16 protein-coding genes are annotated in these 16,989 nt (G+C 62.7%); 9 read left to right on the plus strand and 7 right to left on the minus strand.

Annotation, left to right across the window (positions count from 1 at the left end):
• Nucleotides 1-65 precede the first annotated feature (65 nt).
• Together ACE3QM_RS19920 and ACE3QM_RS19925 are read left to right on the plus strand one after the other, a co-directional pair.
• The gene (locus tag ACE3QM_RS19920; RefSeq protein WP_374424319.1) at nt 66-1,445 is read left to right on the plus strand and encodes a carbohydrate porin; all 1,380 of its coding nucleotides are present in this window, start codon (nt 66-68) and stop codon (nt 1,443-1,445) included.
• A 408-nt stretch (nt 1,446-1,853) separates the two neighbouring features.
• Nucleotides 1,854-4,571 carry an MHYT domain-containing protein gene (locus ACE3QM_RS19925; RefSeq protein ID WP_374424321.1) on the plus strand — a complete coding sequence of 906 codons (2,718 nt, stop codon included), beginning with the start codon at nt 1,854-1,856 and terminating at the stop codon, nt 4,569-4,571.
• Here ACE3QM_RS19925 and ACE3QM_RS19930 read toward each other — a convergent pair.
• Nucleotides 4,498-5,052 carry a hypothetical protein gene (locus ACE3QM_RS19930; protein ID WP_374424323.1) on the minus strand — a complete coding sequence of 185 codons (555 nt, stop codon included), beginning with the start codon at nt 5,050-5,052 and terminating at the stop codon, nt 4,498-4,500. The genes ACE3QM_RS19925 and ACE3QM_RS19930 overlap by 74 nt on opposite strands.
• A 195-nt stretch (nt 5,053-5,247) precedes the next feature.
• Nucleotides 5,248-6,102: a helix-turn-helix domain-containing protein gene (locus ACE3QM_RS19935; protein ID WP_374424325.1), complete on the minus strand. Its 855-nt coding sequence runs from the start codon at nt 6,100-6,102 to the stop codon at nt 5,248-5,250.
• 155 nt (nt 6,103-6,257) lie between these two features.
• Between ACE3QM_RS19935 and ACE3QM_RS19940 the strand changes: the two genes are divergently transcribed.
• Nucleotides 6,258-6,803, plus strand: a complete 546-nt coding sequence (locus ACE3QM_RS19940) for a GNAT family N-acetyltransferase (protein ID WP_048410319.1) — start codon at nt 6,258-6,260, stop codon at nt 6,801-6,803.
• A gap of 27 nt (nt 6,804-6,830) precedes the next feature.
• Here ACE3QM_RS19940 and ACE3QM_RS19945 read toward each other — a convergent pair whose 3' ends face one another.
• From ACE3QM_RS19945 to ACE3QM_RS19955, 3 genes are read right to left on the minus strand one after another with little or no spacing between them, the layout of a single operon-like run.
• Complete coding sequence (locus ACE3QM_RS19945) at nt 6,831-7,187, minus strand: hypothetical protein (protein ID WP_374424328.1); 357 nt, start codon at nt 7,185-7,187, stop codon at nt 6,831-6,833.
• Nucleotides 7,188-7,205: 18 nt separating this feature from the next.
• A complete protein-coding gene (locus ACE3QM_RS19950) occupies nt 7,206-7,745 on the minus strand; it encodes a hypothetical protein (protein WP_374424330.1) in 540 nt (179 codons plus the stop codon).
• 5 nt (nt 7,746-7,750) lie between these two features.
• Entirely contained in the window at nt 7,751-8,653 is a 903-nt protein-coding gene (locus tag ACE3QM_RS19955) for a LysR family transcriptional regulator (protein WP_374424332.1), read from the minus strand.
• A 270-nt stretch (nt 8,654-8,923) separates the two neighbouring features.
• Between ACE3QM_RS19955 and ACE3QM_RS19960 the strand changes: the two genes are divergently transcribed.
• The 3 genes from ACE3QM_RS19960 (at nt 8,924) to ACE3QM_RS19970 (ending at nt 11,613) form a co-directional block, all read left to right on the plus strand.
• Nucleotides 8,924-9,793: an MBL fold metallo-hydrolase gene (locus ACE3QM_RS19960; RefSeq protein WP_374424334.1), complete on the plus strand. Its 870-nt coding sequence runs from the start codon at nt 8,924-8,926 to the stop codon at nt 9,791-9,793.
• 266 nt (nt 9,794-10,059) lie between these two features.
• Nucleotides 10,060-10,239 carry a hypothetical protein gene (locus ACE3QM_RS19965; RefSeq protein ID WP_374424336.1) on the plus strand — a complete coding sequence of 60 codons (180 nt, stop codon included), beginning with the start codon at nt 10,060-10,062 and terminating at the stop codon, nt 10,237-10,239.
• Between the two features lie 3 nt (nt 10,240-10,242).
• Complete coding sequence (locus tag ACE3QM_RS19970) at nt 10,243-11,613, plus strand: amidase (RefSeq protein WP_374424338.1); 1,371 nt, start codon at nt 10,243-10,245, stop codon at nt 11,611-11,613.
• Nucleotides 11,614-11,777: 164 nt separating this feature from the next.
• On the opposite strand, the gene ACE3QM_RS19975 is transcribed toward ACE3QM_RS19970, so the two are convergent.
• Complete coding sequence (locus tag ACE3QM_RS19975) at nt 11,778-12,554, minus strand: enoyl-CoA hydratase (RefSeq protein WP_374424340.1); 777 nt, start codon at nt 12,552-12,554, stop codon at nt 11,778-11,780.
• Between the two features lie 285 nt (nt 12,555-12,839).
• Nucleotides 12,840-13,748: a LysR family transcriptional regulator gene (locus tag ACE3QM_RS19980; RefSeq protein WP_048410312.1), complete on the minus strand. Its 909-nt coding sequence runs from the start codon at nt 13,746-13,748 to the stop codon at nt 12,840-12,842.
• 110 nt (nt 13,749-13,858) lie between these two features.
• Here ACE3QM_RS19980 and ACE3QM_RS19985 point away from each other — a divergent pair, with 110 nt between their 5' ends.
• The 3 genes from ACE3QM_RS19985 to ACE3QM_RS19995 all read left to right on the plus strand — a co-directional run bounded on the left by ACE3QM_RS19985 (nt 13,859) and on the right by ACE3QM_RS19995 (nt 16,931).
• Nucleotides 13,859-14,815, plus strand: a complete 957-nt coding sequence (locus tag ACE3QM_RS19985; protein WP_374424342.1) for a DMT family transporter — start codon at nt 13,859-13,861, stop codon at nt 14,813-14,815.
• Between the two features lie 153 nt (nt 14,816-14,968).
• The gene (locus ACE3QM_RS19990) at nt 14,969-15,445 is read left to right on the plus strand and encodes a hypothetical protein (RefSeq protein ID WP_053074421.1); all 477 of its coding nucleotides are present in this window, start codon (nt 14,969-14,971) and stop codon (nt 15,443-15,445) included.
• A gap of 64 nt (nt 15,446-15,509) precedes the next feature.
• The gene (locus ACE3QM_RS19995) at nt 15,510-16,931 is read left to right on the plus strand and encodes a Dyp-type peroxidase (RefSeq protein ID WP_374424343.1); all 1,422 of its coding nucleotides are present in this window, start codon (nt 15,510-15,512) and stop codon (nt 16,929-16,931) included.
• Nucleotides 16,932-16,989 lie beyond the last annotated feature (58 nt).

Genomic DNA, 16,989 nt, shown 5'->3' on the forward strand with positions numbered 1-16,989 from the left:
TGCCATTGGCCAGGGGCGGACTTTGCCCGCGCCTGGACAGCCGCCGGAATCATTGGGAGAGAATCATGCGCTTCGCTTTTTTCACTGCCATGTGGTCTTCGCCACGGATTTTGAGTCTGATCTTTGGCGCTTTGCCGTGCACCGCGGCCCTCGCGGAAAATAGCCGCTGGAACGGCGCCGCGCTGGGTTTCGAAGCGCCGGCCGGCGATCTGTTCAGCAGCAGCCTCGGGCTGCGCCAGGCCTTGCAAGCCCATGGCTTCGAATACCAGCTGGCCCATGTCAGCCAAACCGCCTACAACGCCAAAGGCGGTTACAACACGGACAAGAAAGCCGAATACATCGACCAGTTTTCGCTGACTTTCAGCCAAAGCCTGGCGGCGCTGACCGGCATGCCCAATGCCGCGATCGAGGGCAATATCGTCAACCGCAACCATGACAACAACCTGACCAGTTCGCGGCTGCAAGACCCGCGCGTCGGCTTCAACGATCTGGCGCAGGAAAGCTGGGGCGGCCAGTCCATTACCCGGCTGGGTTGGCTGAATTTCCGGAACAGCTGGCTCGACGGCCGCTTGCAGTGGCGGATAGGCTTGATGAACAAGGTGCAGGACTTCGATCAGATCATTCCCTGCGACTTCCAGATGCTCAGCCTGTGCGGCGGCAAGTCGGCGGATTCCGGCACTTGGTATAACTGGAACGTGCATTACTGGGGCAGCACCGTGCAGTATCGGCTCACGCCGGAACTGACCCTCTTGGCCGGCGTGCTGGAGCAAAACCCGCAAGCGCCGTCGCGCGGCCACGCCTGGAGCGTGTCCACCGACGGCAGCCGGGGCTTGCTGCTGCCATTGGAAGCCGAGTGGCGCACCCGCCGCTTCGGCCTGCCCGGTATTTACAGCCTGGGCCTGCTGTACACCAATGCCAAGCAAGCCGATCTCTATCTCGGCCAGTCCGGCGGACCCGGCGCGCTGGACCCCGGGGGTTATCGCCACTACCGCGACACTTGGTTCCTATATACCGGCTTCAACCAGCAACTGAACCGCCACGCCGATAACGCCAACCGGGGGCTAAGCCTGGCCTGGAGCCTGGGCTTGGCGGACCAGCGCAGCAATAAGTCGCGCTATTCCACCTCGCTGGCCTTGCGCTATCGCGGCCTGTTTGACGCCCGGCCAAACGACTGGCTGGCGCTGGGCGTCGCCAAAATGCAAGGCAGCGCCAATTTTCGGCGCAGCCAAAACTTCCTGAACCAGCAAAGCGAAGCCGAAAACTACAGCGATCCACGTTATGCGCCGCTGCCGGAGTCTTCCGTGAATGCGGAGCTGTATTACCGCTTCAAAGCAACCCCATGGCTGGAGTTGCAACCCTTGATCCAGTATTGGGGACGCCCCGGCGGCCTGACCCAAACTTCAGACGCCTGGGTGCTGGGCCTGAAAACCGCGGTCAATTTCTAATCTGCAAGCCTACAGAACGTTGGAGGACTTTTGCGCAACCCAAGGGAGGAACCATGATGAATACAAGCTTGCCCTTCATGGAGCAATTAAGACGGTTAAACCAGAACCTGCTCGCCCCTCAGGGCCCGGCCACGCCCCCATGAACCGTAGATTGGGCAGCATCAAACGCCTCAAGTCGGCAGTGTTCTGCGGCTTGGGTCCGGCCATCAGATGGCTGCTGGCTCCAAGCCCAGACGGCGGCGTTACACCGTCTCGCTATTCAAGCAAGCACAAAGCGTTGCGGGAGGGTGCCACATACCTAACGGCGTGCCCGGCCCCACTCGAGCCGACGCCATTGTCTATACCGAAGAAGACCCTCCATTCACTCCCTTGGTATCACTTGCCGAAACTTCACAGATTAGGAAGGCCATGCTCAGTTCATTCTTTATTGACGCTTACCAGTCCTATCTGTTCTTACCCACCCGCTACAACCCATGGCTAGTGACGCTGTCCTTGCTGGTCGCCATTTTCACTTCTTGCCTGGCATTGCAGATTGCCGGCCTGGCGCGCGAAGCCAGCGAACGCTGGCTGCGCCGGGTCGCCCTCGCCACCGGTTCTTGCGCAATGGGCGGCGGCATCTGGGCAATGCATTTTGTCGGCATGCTGGCGTTCAACGCGTGCAGCACCGTCAAATACGCCTTGCTGCCCACCCTCTTGTCCATGCTTCCCGCCATCGCGGCCTCCGGCATCGCCTTGCATTTGCTGTCCCAAGCCAAAATCGCCGGCAGGCAGTTATTGATCAGCGGCGTGCTGGTTGGATCTGGCATCGGCACCATGCACTATTCCGGCATGGCGGCCATGCGCATGGCGCCGCTGCTGCGGTATGACCCCATTTGGTTCGCCATTTCGATCTTGCTCGCCATCTTGCTGAGCACCTTGTCGCTTTGGATCCGCTTTGGTCTGGACAATAACAAAATCGGCAAGGGAAAGATGACGCTGCTCAGCGGCATCGTCATGGGGGTCGCCATTGCGGGCATGCATTATTTTGGAATGGAAGCCGCCCGTTTCATCGGCATCGCTGATCCCAGCTTTCGCAATGCCATTGACGACAATGCCAGCTTGGCCATCGCCATCGCCATCATCGTGCTGATGCTGGGCACCATCGTATTCGCCGGAAATGTGCTCTTGCGTTACCGGCCCTTGTATCAGAGGGCGTTGAGCAATGAATTGAAACTGCAGGCCACCTTGAACACTTCGGTGGACGCCATCATCACCATTGATGAAAAAGGCCGCATTCAAACCGCCAATCCGGCGGTTGAACGCCTGTTCGGCTGGCGGATTGATGAATTATTGGGTAGGAATATCAGCCTGCTCATGCCGGAACCACATCACTCCAAGCATGATGGCTTCCTTGCCGAGTATATGCGGACGCAGATCGCGAAGCTGATCGGGAGAGAGCGTGAAGAAATCGCTCTCAAAAAGGATGGCACGCTATTTCCCATCCGCCTGTCGGTTGGCAAGGTGGTGCTGCCTGATCAAGTCATTTATGTCGGTTATATTGGCGACATCAGCGAGCGGAACCGCATACAGCATGAGCTGAGAGACAGCGAACGGCAATTTCGCACCCTTATCGACAACATCCCCGGCGTCACCTTCCGCAGCCACTGCCTGGAGCCCTGGAAAACGATTTTCATCAGCGACAATATCGAGGACTTATGCGGATGCCCGGCCAAGGCATTTGTGGATGGCCGAATTCAAATGCTGGACCTCATCCACCCGGATGATAAGGAAAGAGTATGCCAGGCCATCCGCTCGGCGCTGGATCAGCATCAACTCTATGTGGTCGAGTACCGCCTGCTTTGTCTGGACAAGGAGGAATGCTGGGTATTGGAAAGCGCGCGCGGCGTATACGATGAAGCGGGGACGCCGCTCTTGATCGATGGGGTGATTCTGGACATTTCCGAGCGCAAGGCGACAGAGTTCGCCCTGATTGAAGCCAAGAACCATGCGCTTTCAGCCGTCAAATCCAAAAGCGCCTTCCTGGCAAACATGAGCCATGAAATCAGAACCCCGATGACCGCGATTATCGGCTACACCGACTTGTTGCAAGGCACGCCGCTGGATGCCAAGCAAAAGGAGATGTTAAGGACAGTCAACCACTCAGCCAAAAGCCTGCTGGGCCTGCTCAACGATGTCCTCGATACCGCCAAGCTGGAACAAAATGCGCTGCAACTGGAAGAAGCCCCCTTCTCTTTGCGAGAAGTGGCCGAGCATGTGATCGACATCCTGAAATTAAGCGCGGACAAAAAAGGCATCGCCTTGCAGTTGAAATACCCGTCCATGACCCAGCACACTTTCTTTGGCGATGCGTTTCGGGTCCGGCAGATCTTGATCAATCTGGTGGGCAATGCCATCAAGTTCACGGAACGGGGCGGGGTTTGGCTGACGGTGCTATCCGAAAAAGATGACATCCTCATCATGATTCGCGACAGCGGCATCGGCATGAACGAGGACACCTTGGCCAGGCTATTCCAGCCGTTCTCCCAGGCCGACGCGTCGACCACGCGCCGCTTTGGCGGCACCGGTCTTGGCACCAGCATTGCGCTGCAATTGGTGCAAAAGATGGGCGGGCGGATTGAAGTTCAAAGCACGGTGGACAAAGGCTCCATTTTTCAGGTTTATCTTCCTCTGCGCCCGGCGCCGCCGGAAAGCCTGCCCAACCCTGTCATCGCCAATACGGAGCACCGGCCCAAGCCCGCTCGCCCGCTGAACATCCTGGTAGCCGATGACGATGCGATCAATCTGGACATCATCACCATGCTGCTGGAGGAATACGGCCATCGCATCTATACCGCGTGCAATGGGAAGGAGGTTATCAATGCCTGGCGGCATCATGATATCGACCTGATTCTGATGGATGTGCAGATGCCGGTCATGGATGGCATCGCCGCCTGTAAATTCATCCGTCAGGAGAGCGCCAACGATGACAAGAACGCCACGCCCATCATCGCCCTGACGGCGGGCGTGTTTCAGGAGGATCGCGAGGCCGCCATCGCCGCCGGCATGGATGGCTTCATGACCAAGCCGATAGACAGCATGCAATTGCAGGATGAAATCGAGCGCGTGATGAAACAGGTGGCCGGATAAGCCTGCCGCCGCCGGCTATTCGGACCAGGCGAACTCCGCTTGGCACCCGCTTGAATCCGGATATCCCTGCCCTGGCCAGCGCATCCGCCAAGCGCCTTGAAACCACGGGTTCGAAGCAATCCACATTCAGCAGGAAGAATATATCCAGGCCATGGGTTTTTGGAGCATGGATGCGCAGCGAGGCGCATGCGATGACTTTCGACGCCTCATCCAGAATGAACCGGGATTGCCCATAGTCGAAAGACTCCTCCCAGCAATCAAACTCCAGGAAGACATACTCCTCCGCGGCCGGCGCTCCCGAGTGGCGGTCAATCTCCGCGGGCAGCGCCGCGAATCTTGCCTGAAAACCGGTCAGTACTTCCAACAGCTTCTTCACCCCACAAAACCCGCATTCACCGTAAGCCAGTCCCGGCTCAAGCGCTTCACGCCGTTGATCAGGGTGATGTTGGCGCGGCTGCCCGCTATTCCATTGTCTACCCATGTGACTGCCCGCTTAGAACCTGTTTACGATCTCGCGAGCCAAGGTGAGACAAGGCATTGCGGCGGAGAAAGCGGAATGTACCCCTGGTACATGAGCACTGAGCTTGGTTTCAACGCCGCATCGCCGAAGCGCAGCAGACTTTGAACAGGTTCTTAGGACCTCAAGAAACAAGCGCAGCACATCAAGAGCCGGCCCTCATCGCGACGGCGCGCTCCCGCGCGCCGCTTTTCTATAGGCGGTCAACGACATGCCGGTATGGCGCTTGAAATAACGGCACAGATAGGAGGCGTCCTCAAAGCGCAGCTTGTCCGCTAGCTGGCCAATGGACAGATCGCCATAGGCCAGCAGCGATTTGATCTCCTGCACTACTTGCCGGTCGATCAAGCCCTTGGGGCTGTCATTGAAGAACCTCTTGCTCAGTTGCGACAGATAAAACGGCGTGATGCTGAGCGCCTCCGCGTAAAAGCTCACCTCGCGGCGCTGCGTCGAATGCCGGCCCACCAGCTCCCAAAAACGCCAGCTAAGCATTTCGCCGCGGCTGAACTCCGGTTCGGCGCAGTCTTCCGCCGATACCCGCTCCGCGACCTTGAGGAAGAAATTCTGCAGCAGATTGCGCAGCATCGTCCGGCCATGCTGCGGACAATGGCCGGCTGCGTCTTCCATTTGCGCCAGCCACCCGCTCAGCAAGGCCGCGTCCGCCAAGGCGGGAATGCAATGCGGGTGCTGATGCAGGAAGACAAACAGGCTGCTCGGCAGCGGATAAGCCACTTCCGCCGCCCGGCTCTTGGGCATCAGACAGACAAAGGCCGCGAACCGCCGCGAGCACCGCCGCAGCAGCGCAATCGTGTCTTCCGCCAACACCAGCACATGGTGCCGGCGCACCGCCCTTTCCTTGAAATTAATGGTGAAGCGCGCACAGCCTTCCACGCAGACCAGCAGCGCGATATAGGTCTGCCCGAAACCCAGCGGCAAGCCCAGGCCGTCCGCCAGCGTGCTCCTCGCAATCCGTATCGAATCATCCTGATTCAGTAGCTGGGGTACCGCGCGCATATTAGAAAATCCCTGTAATTCCGGCGCCATCGCTCAAGACGGCCAGGCATGATTGTTTCCAAAAGTACCGAAACCGCTCAGGAATGTCCATTCATCCCTCAGCCTGGCCACGCTAATCTGCACGCATCCCCAAACGCCGATATGAGGGCAAGACGATGAAACTGGAAACACCGCGCCTGATCCTTCGCCCCTGGCAAGACAGCGACGCCGCCGATCTCTACCAAGTGGCCAAGGACGCCAGGGTCGGCCCCATCGCCGGCTGGCCGCCGCACAGCAGCGTGGAGCACAGCGCCGAGATCATTCAGACCGTGTTCAAACAGCCGGAGGTATACGCGCTGGAGCTGAGGGACGAGGGCCGCGTGGTTGGCTGTGTCGGCATCCTGGACAGCGCTGGCAGCAACTTCGAGATCGGCCCGCGGGATGGCGAGATCGCCTACTGGATAGGCGTGCCTTACTGGGGCCGGGGGCTGATCCCGGAAGCGGTGCGCGAGGTCATGCGCCACGCCTTCGAAACCCTGAACCTCAAGACGTTGTGGTGCGGCTACTTCGCCGGCAATGCCCAGTCCCACCGCGCCCAGGCCAAATGCGGTTTCCGCCACCACCATAGCGAGGAGAACAAATACAACCCATTCCTGGGCGACTACCGCACCGAACATATCAGCCGCATCACGCGGCGGCAGTGGCTGGCGCTGGGCCGATGAATCCGCGCCGCGCCTCCCGCCCAGCCATCACGGCTCGGCCCGCCGCCAGCATGGGAAGCGAGCGTTTACGGCCATGGCCATCGCCATGATGGCGACATCGTGATCAAAGCCCGGCAGCGCCTGCAGCGCTTGCCGCAAGGCTTGCATCCCTTCCGCCGCATTGGAGATGCGGCATAGGCCCTTGGGGCCGGACAATAGCCAGAACACATCATCGACAAACGGGCCCTGGGCTGTGGTCTCGATATCGATTGCGTCCAAGTCCGCCCAATCAAACCGCGTCACCGCGCCGCGCAGCGGGGTATGGCTGATTGCGTGCTGGTCGAAGACGACGCGCTCCGCCGCGCGCCATGGCCGCCAGTTCAATAAGCGGGAAAGAAACAACATCATCACACTCCTCATCAGTCATTGGCATGGCCCGCTCTTGCCGCTGGACAAGTCCCGCAACGTGCATTCGGCCTCGACATAGCGGCGCCCGTCATAACGAAGCCTGACCAAATAGCATCGGTCCACCCGGCATTGCGCTTCTTCGATATCGAACAGCCCATGGCTGCTGCCGGGCAGGATGCTGAACGCGTCGGAACTGCCGGCGTAAATCACCCGTTCTCCCTGCGCGATCCAGTGCATGAAGGCGTGGGCGCCGTAGAAAGCCGGGTAATAAGGCGCCGAGCCGGGACGCACAAACCAGTAGCCATTGTGCTGACGGGACAGGCGGATGGGCCGGGCGACGAAGAATTGCCGGTAGTCTTGCTTCAGCCCATGCTCCTTGATCAGTTCGTCCACCTGTTCCCGCATCTCTTCATGGTCGACGATGGCCTCCGCCAGCGCCGGCTCGACCCTGCTCCAGGATTCGGTTTCATCCTCGGTGGCGGAGGAAAAGCCGGCTCCGGGCGCGGCCAGCGCCAGCAGCGGCCAGGCCAATAGCAAAGCGGACAATGTTTTCATGGTTTTCACTTTTCCTGGCCCGTCTCGTGCCGCAACAGCGCCAGAAAACGCGCCAGCGCCGGATTGGCGGCGCCCTGGCGCCAGACAAAGGTCAGCGGCATCGGCAAGGACAGGTCTTGCAGCCGCAACAAGCGCGCCTGGGCCGGCGGACGACCCAGATTGGCGGAATTGACGATGGCGGCGCCAATGCCGGCGCAAACCAGCGACAGGATCGCCGTTTCGGTGCTCGCCTCCTGCGCCACCTTGAGATGCACGCCCAGTTGCCGGCAGGCGCTGTTCAAGCGGTCGTAATAGCCGGGATAGGCCGCGCGCGGCAGCATCACGAAGGGCCGCTCCGCCAGGCTGCGCAAGGCGATGGGGCGGGTTTCGTCGTAGTCCTCGTCCCAGCAGCGCGGCAATGCCAGCACCACGTCGTGCTCCAGCAGCGGCAGGCCGGCCAAGGCTTCGGGCAGGGGCTCGTATTGATAGATGAAACCGCCGTCCAGCGCGCCGTCGGCAATCGCGCGCAATTGCTCCGGCGTGTTGCGCACCTCCAGCGCGATCTGGACCTCGGGCGCTTCCGCCTGGAAATGGCTGAAAGCCCTGGGCACCAGGCCATCCCAGCCGGCGTTTTCCACGCAGCCCAGCCGCAACCGGCCCAGCAGGCCGGCGGCCACGCGGCGCGCGCTGTGGGCGGCCGCGTCCAGCGCCGCCATCGTCTGGCGCGCGTCGCGCAAATAGCTGTCGCCGGCCGCGGTCAGCTTGAGCCCGCGCGACGAACGCTCGAACAGCAGCAGGCCCAGTTCCTGCTCCAGGTCCTGAATCTGCCGCGACACCGCCGGCTGGGTGATGTGCAGTTGTTCCGAGGCCAGGCGCACGCTCTGGTGCTCGGCCACGGCGATGAAGTAGCGGAGATGGCGCAATTCCATGCGGGCTCTTTCGACTGGCGATGCTTTCAATTTATCACGAATTAAGAATTCGGCATTGGAAAGCATGAATGAATTCCGCGATAGTACAGGCCTGTTCCAAGACTCGCGAGCTAGGGCGAGACAAGGCGTTGCGGCTGAGAAAGCGGAATGTACTCGTGGTACATGAGCATTTTGAACTCGTTTTTAACGCCGTATCGCTGAAGCGCAGCAGACTTTGAACAGGTTCTAAGAGCCAAGCCGCCAACGGCATCATCACAAGCAGAGACAAAAATGAACGGCATCAATCCCACTTACCAAATTGGCGACGCCAAGATCAGCCGTGTGACGGACACGCTGCTGCACGGCCTGGCCCCCGCCTATCTCTACGCCGACTGGGACGCGGCCTTGCTGGACGAGCAGCCGCAGTTGCGCGGCCTGCTGGACCCCGCCGGGCATCTCAGCCTCAGCGTGCACAGCTGGGTGGTGGAATGGGCGGGCCAGCTGTTCTTGATCGACACCGGCATCGGCAATGACAAGGAACGCGCGTTCAACCCCTTGTTTCACCGGCTGCAAACGCCCTTTCTGCAACGCCTGGCCGCCGCGGGCGTCCAGCCCGAGCAGGTGGACCATGTGCTGCTCACCCATCTGCACGCCGACCATGTCGGCTGGAACACGCGGCTGGTGGATGGCGAATGGCGCCCCACCTTCCCCAATGCCACCTATGCGCTGCCGCAGGGCGAGCTGGACTTCTTCGCCACGCCGGCGGCGGACAGCCGGCGCATGGTGTTCGACGACAGCGTGGCGCCGGTGATCGCCGCCGGCCAGGCGCTTGCCATCAGCCGCGATGGCGGCGAGTATAGGGATGGCCTGCGCTTCCATCCCACGCCCGGCCATTGCGCCGGCCATATGGCGATCTCGCTGACGTCGCGCGGCGAAACCGCGCTGTTCACCGGCGATGTGATGCATAGCCCGATGCAGGTGTACCGCCCGGCATGGAATTCAGTGTTTTGCCGCGAGCAGGACGCAGCGCGGCAATCGCGGCGCTGGCTGCTGGATTTCGCTGCGGAACGCCGTGCCACCGTGTTCACCGCGCACTTTCCCGCCACTTCCGCCGGCCGGCTGGCGCGCCGGGATGGGGGTTTCCAGTGGCAATTCGTGTAAGAACCTGTTCAAAGTCTGCTGCGCTTCAGCGATACGGCGTTAAAAGCGAGCTCAAAATGCTCATGTACCACTTGTACATTCCGCTTTTTCACTCGTTTTCGCCTTGTCTCGCCCTTGCTCGCGAGACTTTGAACAGGCTCTAAGAGTCTGTTCAAGCCGCGGTTCTGCCCATACGGCAGATAAGCGATCGCCGCGGCACTCGCCGCGTCCATCCTCACCCCCAGCGGATATTGAGCCGCGTCCACACCCTCCAGAGGAGCCTAGCCATGACCCCCACACCCCTCTCCCCATCCGCGCTGGCCAAGGACGCCGGCTTCGCCTTTGACGCCGAGCGCCTGGAGGCGGTAGCCGCCACCCTGGCCTTCATCCGCGCGGAAATCGCCCGGCTGGACCGGCTGGACCTGGCCGACACCGGCGCCCATCCCTTTAATCCCGACTGGAGCTGAACCGTGCAAGCTTATCAATTGAGCATTGTGGACGCCGCCCGCCAGATCGCGGACGGCCAATTGTCGCCGGTGGAACTGACCCGCTCGGTGCTGGAACGCGCACAACAGCAGGAAACGCGGCTGTCCGCCTATGTCACCCTGGCCGCGGATCAGGCCATGGCCGCCGCGCGGCAGGCCGAGCAGGAGATACGCGGCGGCGGCTACCGCGGCGTCTTGCATGGCATTCCCTATACGCTGAAAGACCTGATAGACGCGGCCGGCCTGCCCACCACCGCCAGTTCGCGCGTGCGCCAGCACCATCGCGCCGAAACGGACAGCGCGGTGGCGGCCCAGCTCAGGCGGGCCGGCATGATACTGACCGGCAAGACGCACACGCATGAGTTCGCGTTTGGCCTGACCACGCCGCAGACCAATAATCCCTGGGCGCCGGAACGCTCTCCCGGCGGCTCCAGCGGCGGTTCCGCCGCCGCGGTGGCCTACGGCGGCGCGCTGGCGGCGCTGGGCACCGATACCGGCGGTTCCATCCGGGTGCCGGCGGCGCTGTGCGGGCTGGTGGGTCTCAAGCCCACTTACGGCCTGGTGTCCCGCCAGGGCGTGGTGCCGCTGTCCGATTCGCTGGACCATGTCGGGCCCATCACCCGCACCGTGGCGGACGCCGCTGCCATGCTGGACGCCATCGCCTCCGCGCGGCCGGCGCCGGCCGGCGGCTACCGCCAAGGGCTGGACCAGGGCTTGGAAGGCCTGCGCATCGGCGTGCCCGGCAATTATTTCTGCGATCATATCGCGCCGGACATCCAGGCCGGCTTCCAGGACCAATTGGCGGAACTGGACGCCGCCGGCGCGGAGCTGGTGGCGGTCGAGATTCCGCTGGCCGATCTCATCCTGCCCATCCAATGGGGGCTGGTGGCGCCGGAAGCCGCCGCCCACCATCGGGACAACCTGCGCAGCGTGCCGCAGCTGTATGGCGACGAGGTGAGAACCTTGCTGGAAGCCTGCGTGCTGGTGCCGGAGAGCGATCACACCAAGGCCCAGCGCGCCCGCGCCGCATTGCAGGCGGCCTGGCGACGAATGTTCGCCGACATCGACCTGCTGCTGGCGCCCACGGTGCCGCACACCGCGCCGCTTCACGGCCAGCACGGCTTCTCCTGGCCGGACGGCACGGAGGAAAGCGTGGTGTCCGCCTATATCCGGCTGAGCACGCCGGCCAATGTGCTGGGTCTGCCGGCGCTGACCGTGCCGGTCGGGCTGGACCGGGCCGGGCTGCCGTTCGGGGTGCAATTCATCGGCCGGCCTTACCACGACGCCACGGTGCTGCGCGCCGGCCAGGTGCTGGAGTCGCGCTGCCAGGTCCGCTTTGATCGGGTGCGTCGGTAAAGCGTCGCCTGGGCTGCGTTTAGAGCCGGTTTACGCTCTGCTGCGCGCCGGTGGAGAGATTGTGCGATGAGTGCCGTCTGCGGAATGCTCATCTAGCACCCGTACATTCCGCTTTCTCAGCCGCAACGCCTTGGCTCTCGAGATCGTGAACCGGCTCTTGGCGGCTAGCTCCGCTCCTTGTTGCGGCCCAGAAAGCCCCGCATCGCCTGCCGCGCCTCCGGGTAGTGGAAGGTCGCGCCGAAGGCCGGCACCGTCAAGGCGATGCTGTCGGCCAGCGACGCACTCTCATCCCAGGCATTGCACAAGGTTTTCTGGATGCGCAGCGCGTGCGCGGGGCATTGCAGCAGGCCGGCAACGGCGTTTTCCACCGCCGCGTCCAGCTCTTCCGTTTCCACCACCTCGTCCACCAGCCCCCAGGACAGCGCCTTGGCGGCATCTATGGTCTGTCCGCTCAACAACCAGGCCCGCGCGCGGCCGGCGCCTATCTGGCGCGGCAGCAGCGCCGCATGGATCACCGACGGCAAGCCCAGCCTGACTTCCGGCATGGCGAAGCGCGCATCCGCCGCGATGCGGATGTCGCAGGCGGCGATGAATTCGACGCCGGCGCCCAGGCACCAGCCTTGCACTTGAGCGATCACCGGCACCGGCAGCTCGCGCACGCTATCGCACAAGGCCGCCAGTTCGCGGATAAAGGCCTGGGCGCTTTCCGGCTCCAGCTCCAGCATGTCCTTGATGTTGGCGCCGCCGATGAACACATGCTGCCGCCCCTGGATCACCAGGCAGCGCAACCCGGCGATATCGCGCAGCGCATGGATGGCTCGGCTCAACGACCTGATTTCAGCCCAGCCCAGGATGTTGGCCTTGCCCGCGCGCAACTCCAGCCTGGCAACGCCGCGTTGGTCACAACTCAACGCATAGCAATCATCTTGATAAGCATTCATCGCCATCGCCTCCGCCATCGATTAATTAAAATATTCAATTCATCCCGCGAAAACACCCACTGCCCGCCGCTTCAACCGGGATTGCCGACCCGGTCCAGCATACTGCGCGCCCTCTCGCACCGCCATCGCGCACGGATAAGAGCCTGTTTACGATCTGCTGCGCGTGGTGAAACCTGACACGGTGAGTACCGCTTCGAAATGCTCATGCACCACGAGTCCATTCCGCTTGCTCAGCCGCGACGCCTTGTCTCGCCCTTGCTCGCAGCGTAAACACGCTCCAAGCGCTCACAAGCCGCCCAATGAGCCGCCGCGCAGGCTTTTCACCATGGATTTGGAGGTTTGCAGGAAAGCCGCCACCGCCGGGCTCACATGTTTCTGACTGGGCACCGCCAGCCCCACCGAGCGCCCCACCACCGGCGACAGCGGCTTTTTCACCATGCCGGGACACAGCGCCATCAGTGGCGCCGGCACCGCGAGATCGGCGACGATGGACACGCCGGCGCCGCTCTCCACCATTTTGACGATGGTGATGATCTGGGCGTAGCGGTGCTTGACCATAGGGCGCAGGCCTGCGCTTTCAAACAACTTCTCGATCAAGGAGGTATTGCCCGCCAGCGTCATGATGAAAGGCATCGCGCACAGATCGGCCAGACGCACCGAGGGCTGGCTGGCCAGCGGATGTGCCGCCGGGATCAGCGCCACGAACTGGTCCGCCACCAGCGGCATGGTGTCGAAGCGCTCGTCGGGCAGTATCACGAAGCCCACGTCCACCCGGCGCTCGGCCAGCCATTGCGCCACTTCGTCGTCCTCGCCCTCTTCCACGAAGACATCGATTTCGGGATAGCTGGCCTTGAACTGCTCGAGTATGCGCGGCAACAACAACAGCGACGAGGTCGTACCGAAGGAGCCGATGCGCAGCACGCCGCGGTTCAGGCCGCGCGCCGCCGACACTTCCTGGCGGATCGCCTCGGCCACGCCCAGCAGTTCGCGCACCCGCAGCAGCAGGCCGCGGCCGGCCTCGGTGGCCTCGATGCCGGCCTGGCCGCGCGTCAGCAAGGTCAGGCCCCATTCCTTCTCCAGTTGCCGGATCGCATGCGACACCGCCGACTGGCTGATGCCCAGCTTGTCCGCCGCCGCGGTGAAACCACCCAGTTCCGCCACCAGCGCAAAAATCTCCAACTGCGTGAACGTCATTCCCCGCCCTCATGAGCAAATGCTCATTTTTTCATGAATACAAACAATCAATAGTATATACACACCCACATAGCATTGGAGACCGGGTCTTGGACCCGGCATGCACACCCATGACACAATCAAGCACCGCAGCCGCCGTCATCGCGCCACCCTCGCCGCCGCCGGCAAGCGAACAAGCGACCTTGCGCCCCACTCTGGCCGGCAAGCTGGTCCTGACCGCCATGTTCTGGGGCGGCACCTTCATCGCCGGCAGAGTGCTGGCGCAAGCCATGCCGCTGATGAGCGCCGCCTTCTGCCGCTTCCTGGTGGCCGCCGTGCTGCTGGTGCTGGTGGCGAAAAAGTTCGAAGGCGGGCTGCCGCGCTTGAACCGCTCGCAACTCGCCACCACCGCCTTTCTCGGCTTCACCGGCATCTTTCTCTACAACCTCTGTTTCTTCGGCGCGCTGGCGCGCATTCCGGCCGGACGCACCGCCTTGTTCGTCAGCCTCAATCCCATCATGACCGCGCTGGCCGCCAGCCTGGTCTTCCATGAGCGGCTGGGACTGCGGCGCTGGGCCGGCATCGCCGTGGCCATGCTGGGCGCCATGGTGGTGATCACCCGCGGCGACTTCGCCGGCACCCTCCACGATTTCCGCCAATCCTTCGGCGCCGGTGAAATGCTGATGAGCCTGGCGGTGCTGAGCTGGGCGGCCTACACCCTGGGCTCGCGCAAGGCGATGGAAACACTGAGCCCGATCGCGGCCACCACCTACGCCACCTTGTGGGGGCTGGCCTTCCTGTCCCTGGGCGCGGCCGGCGAGATCGTTTCGGTGCCGTGGGCGTCCTTCGGCTGGAAGATCTGGCTGTCCATCCTCTATCTCGGCGCCATCGGCACCGTGGTGGGCTTCATCTGGTACTACCAGGGCATCCGGGCGGTGGGGCCGTCGCGCACCGCCATCTTCACCAATCTGGTGCCGGCTTTCGGCGTGCTGCTGGGCGCGCTGTTGCTGGGCGAAAGCATTCTGGCGTCCATGCTGATAGGCGGCGCGCTGTCGGCCATAGGCGTATCGCTGACCAATCGGAAATGAGTGACGGCGCGGCCTTGCGCCGCGCCATCGGAAAAGCCCTTAGTACCAATACCTAAAATGCCCGATTTGGTTTGCAAAATGAATAAATCGTTTTGACAGTCCATATGGCGCCACCTAGGCTTCAATTCCCACACCACCTTAGGAAGAAGCCCCATGGCCAGCCCACTCACCCTGCTCATGCCGGTCATTCCCGGCACCAGCCTGGAAGCCATCGCCGCCACCTTGGCGGAATACGAACCCACCCTGCACCAAGCGCTGACGTCGATCGGCACCGTGCACTATGCGCGCACCTTGCTCTTGGACCGCTCCACCGCCAATCTGCAACCCACCGGCCAAGCCAGCGACAACTACGTGATCGCGGTGATCACCGAATACGACGGCAGCTTCAACGCCTATATCAACGACTTCGTCGCCCAGGTGGGCACCGTCTTCGACGCCTTGCTGCAATTCGTGGTGGGCGGCAAGGCGCTGATCCCGGTGGCCAATAATGTGGTGGCGTTCCAGGCCTTCATCGCCCAGAACGACGCGTCCCAGCATATTCCCAACAACGGCGGCGGCGGCAAGGACGACAACGGCTTGTACCAGGCCTACCCGTACACGGTGCAGACCATACTCGCCGCGCTGGATTGAAGCGCGCCCCAGGCGCAGGCGGTCAGCCGCTTGCGCCTGGCCCCCCCTTGCTGAAAGGCATGCGATGAACAGCCCCGCCCTCCCGTACGACGACATCCAAGGCACGATTCTGCGCGGCTACCGCGTGGACCTGGCCCGACATTTCATTCTGAGCATTAGCGACCAGGCCGCCGCCGGCGAGCTGATCCTGAAACTGGTGGAGGGCCGGGACGGCCTGCCGCGCATCACCAGCGCCGAGCGCTGGCTGCGGAAACCGAACAGCTTCCTGAACATAGGCTTCACCTGTCCCGGACTGAAACAGCTGGGCGTCGGCGACGAGCAACTGGCCAGTTTCGACCCGGCCTTCCAGCGCGGCGCCACCAATGAGACCACCGCCGGCATCGTTGGCGACATCGACGCCAGCGCGCCTGGCAAATGGATAGGCGGCCTGGCCAATGGCAAGCAAGTACACATCGTGCTCAGCCTGTGGGTGGCCAAGGACCCGGCGCTGCTGGAAAGCCTCAGCGCGCGGCTGCGCCAGGCCTTCTCCGGCGCCGTCAGCGAACTGTCCGCCCATGACGCCCAGGCGCTGCCTGACAATCAAGTGCACTTCGGTTATCGCGACAGCATCGCTCAGCCCACCATCGCCGGCGCGCCGCCGCGCAAATGCCCGGCGCCGGATGATCAGGCCGTCATCGCCACCGGGGAATTCCTGCTCGGCTACAGCAACGAGGGCAAGGGCGTGTACTCGGTGCAACCGCCCGAACTCAGCCGCAACGGCAGTTATGCCGCGTTCCGCATCCTGGAACAGGACGTGGCCGGCTTTGACGCGTTCCTGAACGAATACGCGGCCAAGGCCGGCATCGATCCCGAACTGCTGGCGGCCAAGGTATGCGGACGCTGGCGCAACGGCAACCCGCTGACGCTGCGGCCGGACGAGGCAGGCGCCACGCTGCCGACAAGTCAATTGAACGACTTCAACTACGTCAATGCCCAGCCGTCCCAAGACGACACCCTGGGCCTGAAATGTCCGATAGGCTCCCACATCCGCCGCAACAATCCGCGCAATGGCGCGGTGGTGGGCACCGACAGCGCCCACCACCGCATCGTGCGCCGGGCCATGCCTTACGGCCCGGCCTACGACCCCGAGCATCCCTCGGCCGCGGCGCGCGGCCTGATCGGCTACTTCATCAACGCCAGCCTGAGCAATCAGTTCGAATTTCTCAGCAGCCAGTGGAACCTGCTCAGCGACTTCGTCAAATCCGCGACGGCGCCGGGCAACCCGGACGCCGGCAACGCGGTGTTCAACATCAGCGGAGAAGACGTTTTCCTCGGTGTCAACGACGCCGCGGACAGCAGCTTCACCCTGGCCGCGCCCGGCCGAGGGGGCAAGAACAACACCGTGTTGCAGGGTTTCTCGCGGATGATCACCACCCGCGGCGGCGCTTATTGCTTCCTTCCCGGCATCGGCGGGCTGCGCTACCTGGCGCGGCTGGCCAGCGGCTAAGAGCCTGTTTACGATCTTTTTGTAAGCGATAATGGGCTAGTGAAGAGAAAATCCTACC

Origin of the sequence: Chromobacterium sp., from assembly GCF_041912965.1 — a bacterium.
GTDB classification, from domain to species: domain Bacteria; phylum Pseudomonadota; class Gammaproteobacteria; order Burkholderiales; family Chromobacteriaceae; genus Chromobacterium; species Chromobacterium aquaticum.

Excerpts from the sequence above, each read along its gene's own strand:
- ACE3QM_RS19985 (WP_374424342.1), top strand. The coding sequence starts at position 13,859 with ATGACACAATCAAGCACCGCAGCCGCCGTCATCGCGCCACCCTCGCCG.
- ACE3QM_RS19945 (WP_374424328.1), bottom strand. The coding sequence starts at position 7,187 with ATGTTGTTTCTTTCCCGCTTATTGAACTGGCGGCCATGGCGCGCGGCG.
- ACE3QM_RS19930 (WP_374424323.1), bottom strand. The coding sequence starts at position 5,052 with ATGGGTAGACAATGGAATAGCGGGCAGCCGCGCCAACATCACCCTGAT.
- ACE3QM_RS19980 (WP_048410312.1), bottom strand. The coding sequence starts at position 13,748 with ATGACGTTCACGCAGTTGGAGATTTTTGCGCTGGTGGCGGAACTGGGT.
- ACE3QM_RS19950 (WP_374424330.1), bottom strand. The coding sequence starts at position 7,745 with ATGAAAACATTGTCCGCTTTGCTATTGGCCTGGCCGCTGCTGGCGCTG.
- ACE3QM_RS19975 (WP_374424340.1), bottom strand. The coding sequence starts at position 12,554 with ATGAATGCTTATCAAGATGATTGCTATGCGTTGAGTTGTGACCAACGC.
- ACE3QM_RS19995 (WP_374424343.1), top strand. The coding sequence starts at position 15,510 with ATGAACAGCCCCGCCCTCCCGTACGACGACATCCAAGGCACGATTCTG.
- ACE3QM_RS19940 (WP_048410319.1), top strand. The coding sequence starts at position 6,258 with ATGAAACTGGAAACACCGCGCCTGATCCTTCGCCCCTGGCAAGACAGC.
- ACE3QM_RS19925 (WP_374424321.1), top strand. The coding sequence starts at position 1,854 with ATGCTCAGTTCATTCTTTATTGACGCTTACCAGTCCTATCTGTTCTTA.
- ACE3QM_RS19935 (WP_374424325.1), bottom strand. The coding sequence starts at position 6,102 with ATGCGCGCGGTACCCCAGCTACTGAATCAGGATGATTCGATACGGATT.
- ACE3QM_RS19960 (WP_374424334.1), top strand. The coding sequence starts at position 8,924 with ATGAACGGCATCAATCCCACTTACCAAATTGGCGACGCCAAGATCAGC.
- ACE3QM_RS19920 (WP_374424319.1), top strand. The coding sequence starts at position 66 with ATGCGCTTCGCTTTTTTCACTGCCATGTGGTCTTCGCCACGGATTTTG.
- ACE3QM_RS19965 (WP_374424336.1), top strand. The coding sequence starts at position 10,060 with ATGACCCCCACACCCCTCTCCCCATCCGCGCTGGCCAAGGACGCCGGC.
- ACE3QM_RS19990 (WP_053074421.1), top strand. The coding sequence starts at position 14,969 with ATGGCCAGCCCACTCACCCTGCTCATGCCGGTCATTCCCGGCACCAGC.
- ACE3QM_RS19955 (WP_374424332.1), bottom strand. The coding sequence starts at position 8,653 with ATGGAATTGCGCCATCTCCGCTACTTCATCGCCGTGGCCGAGCACCAG.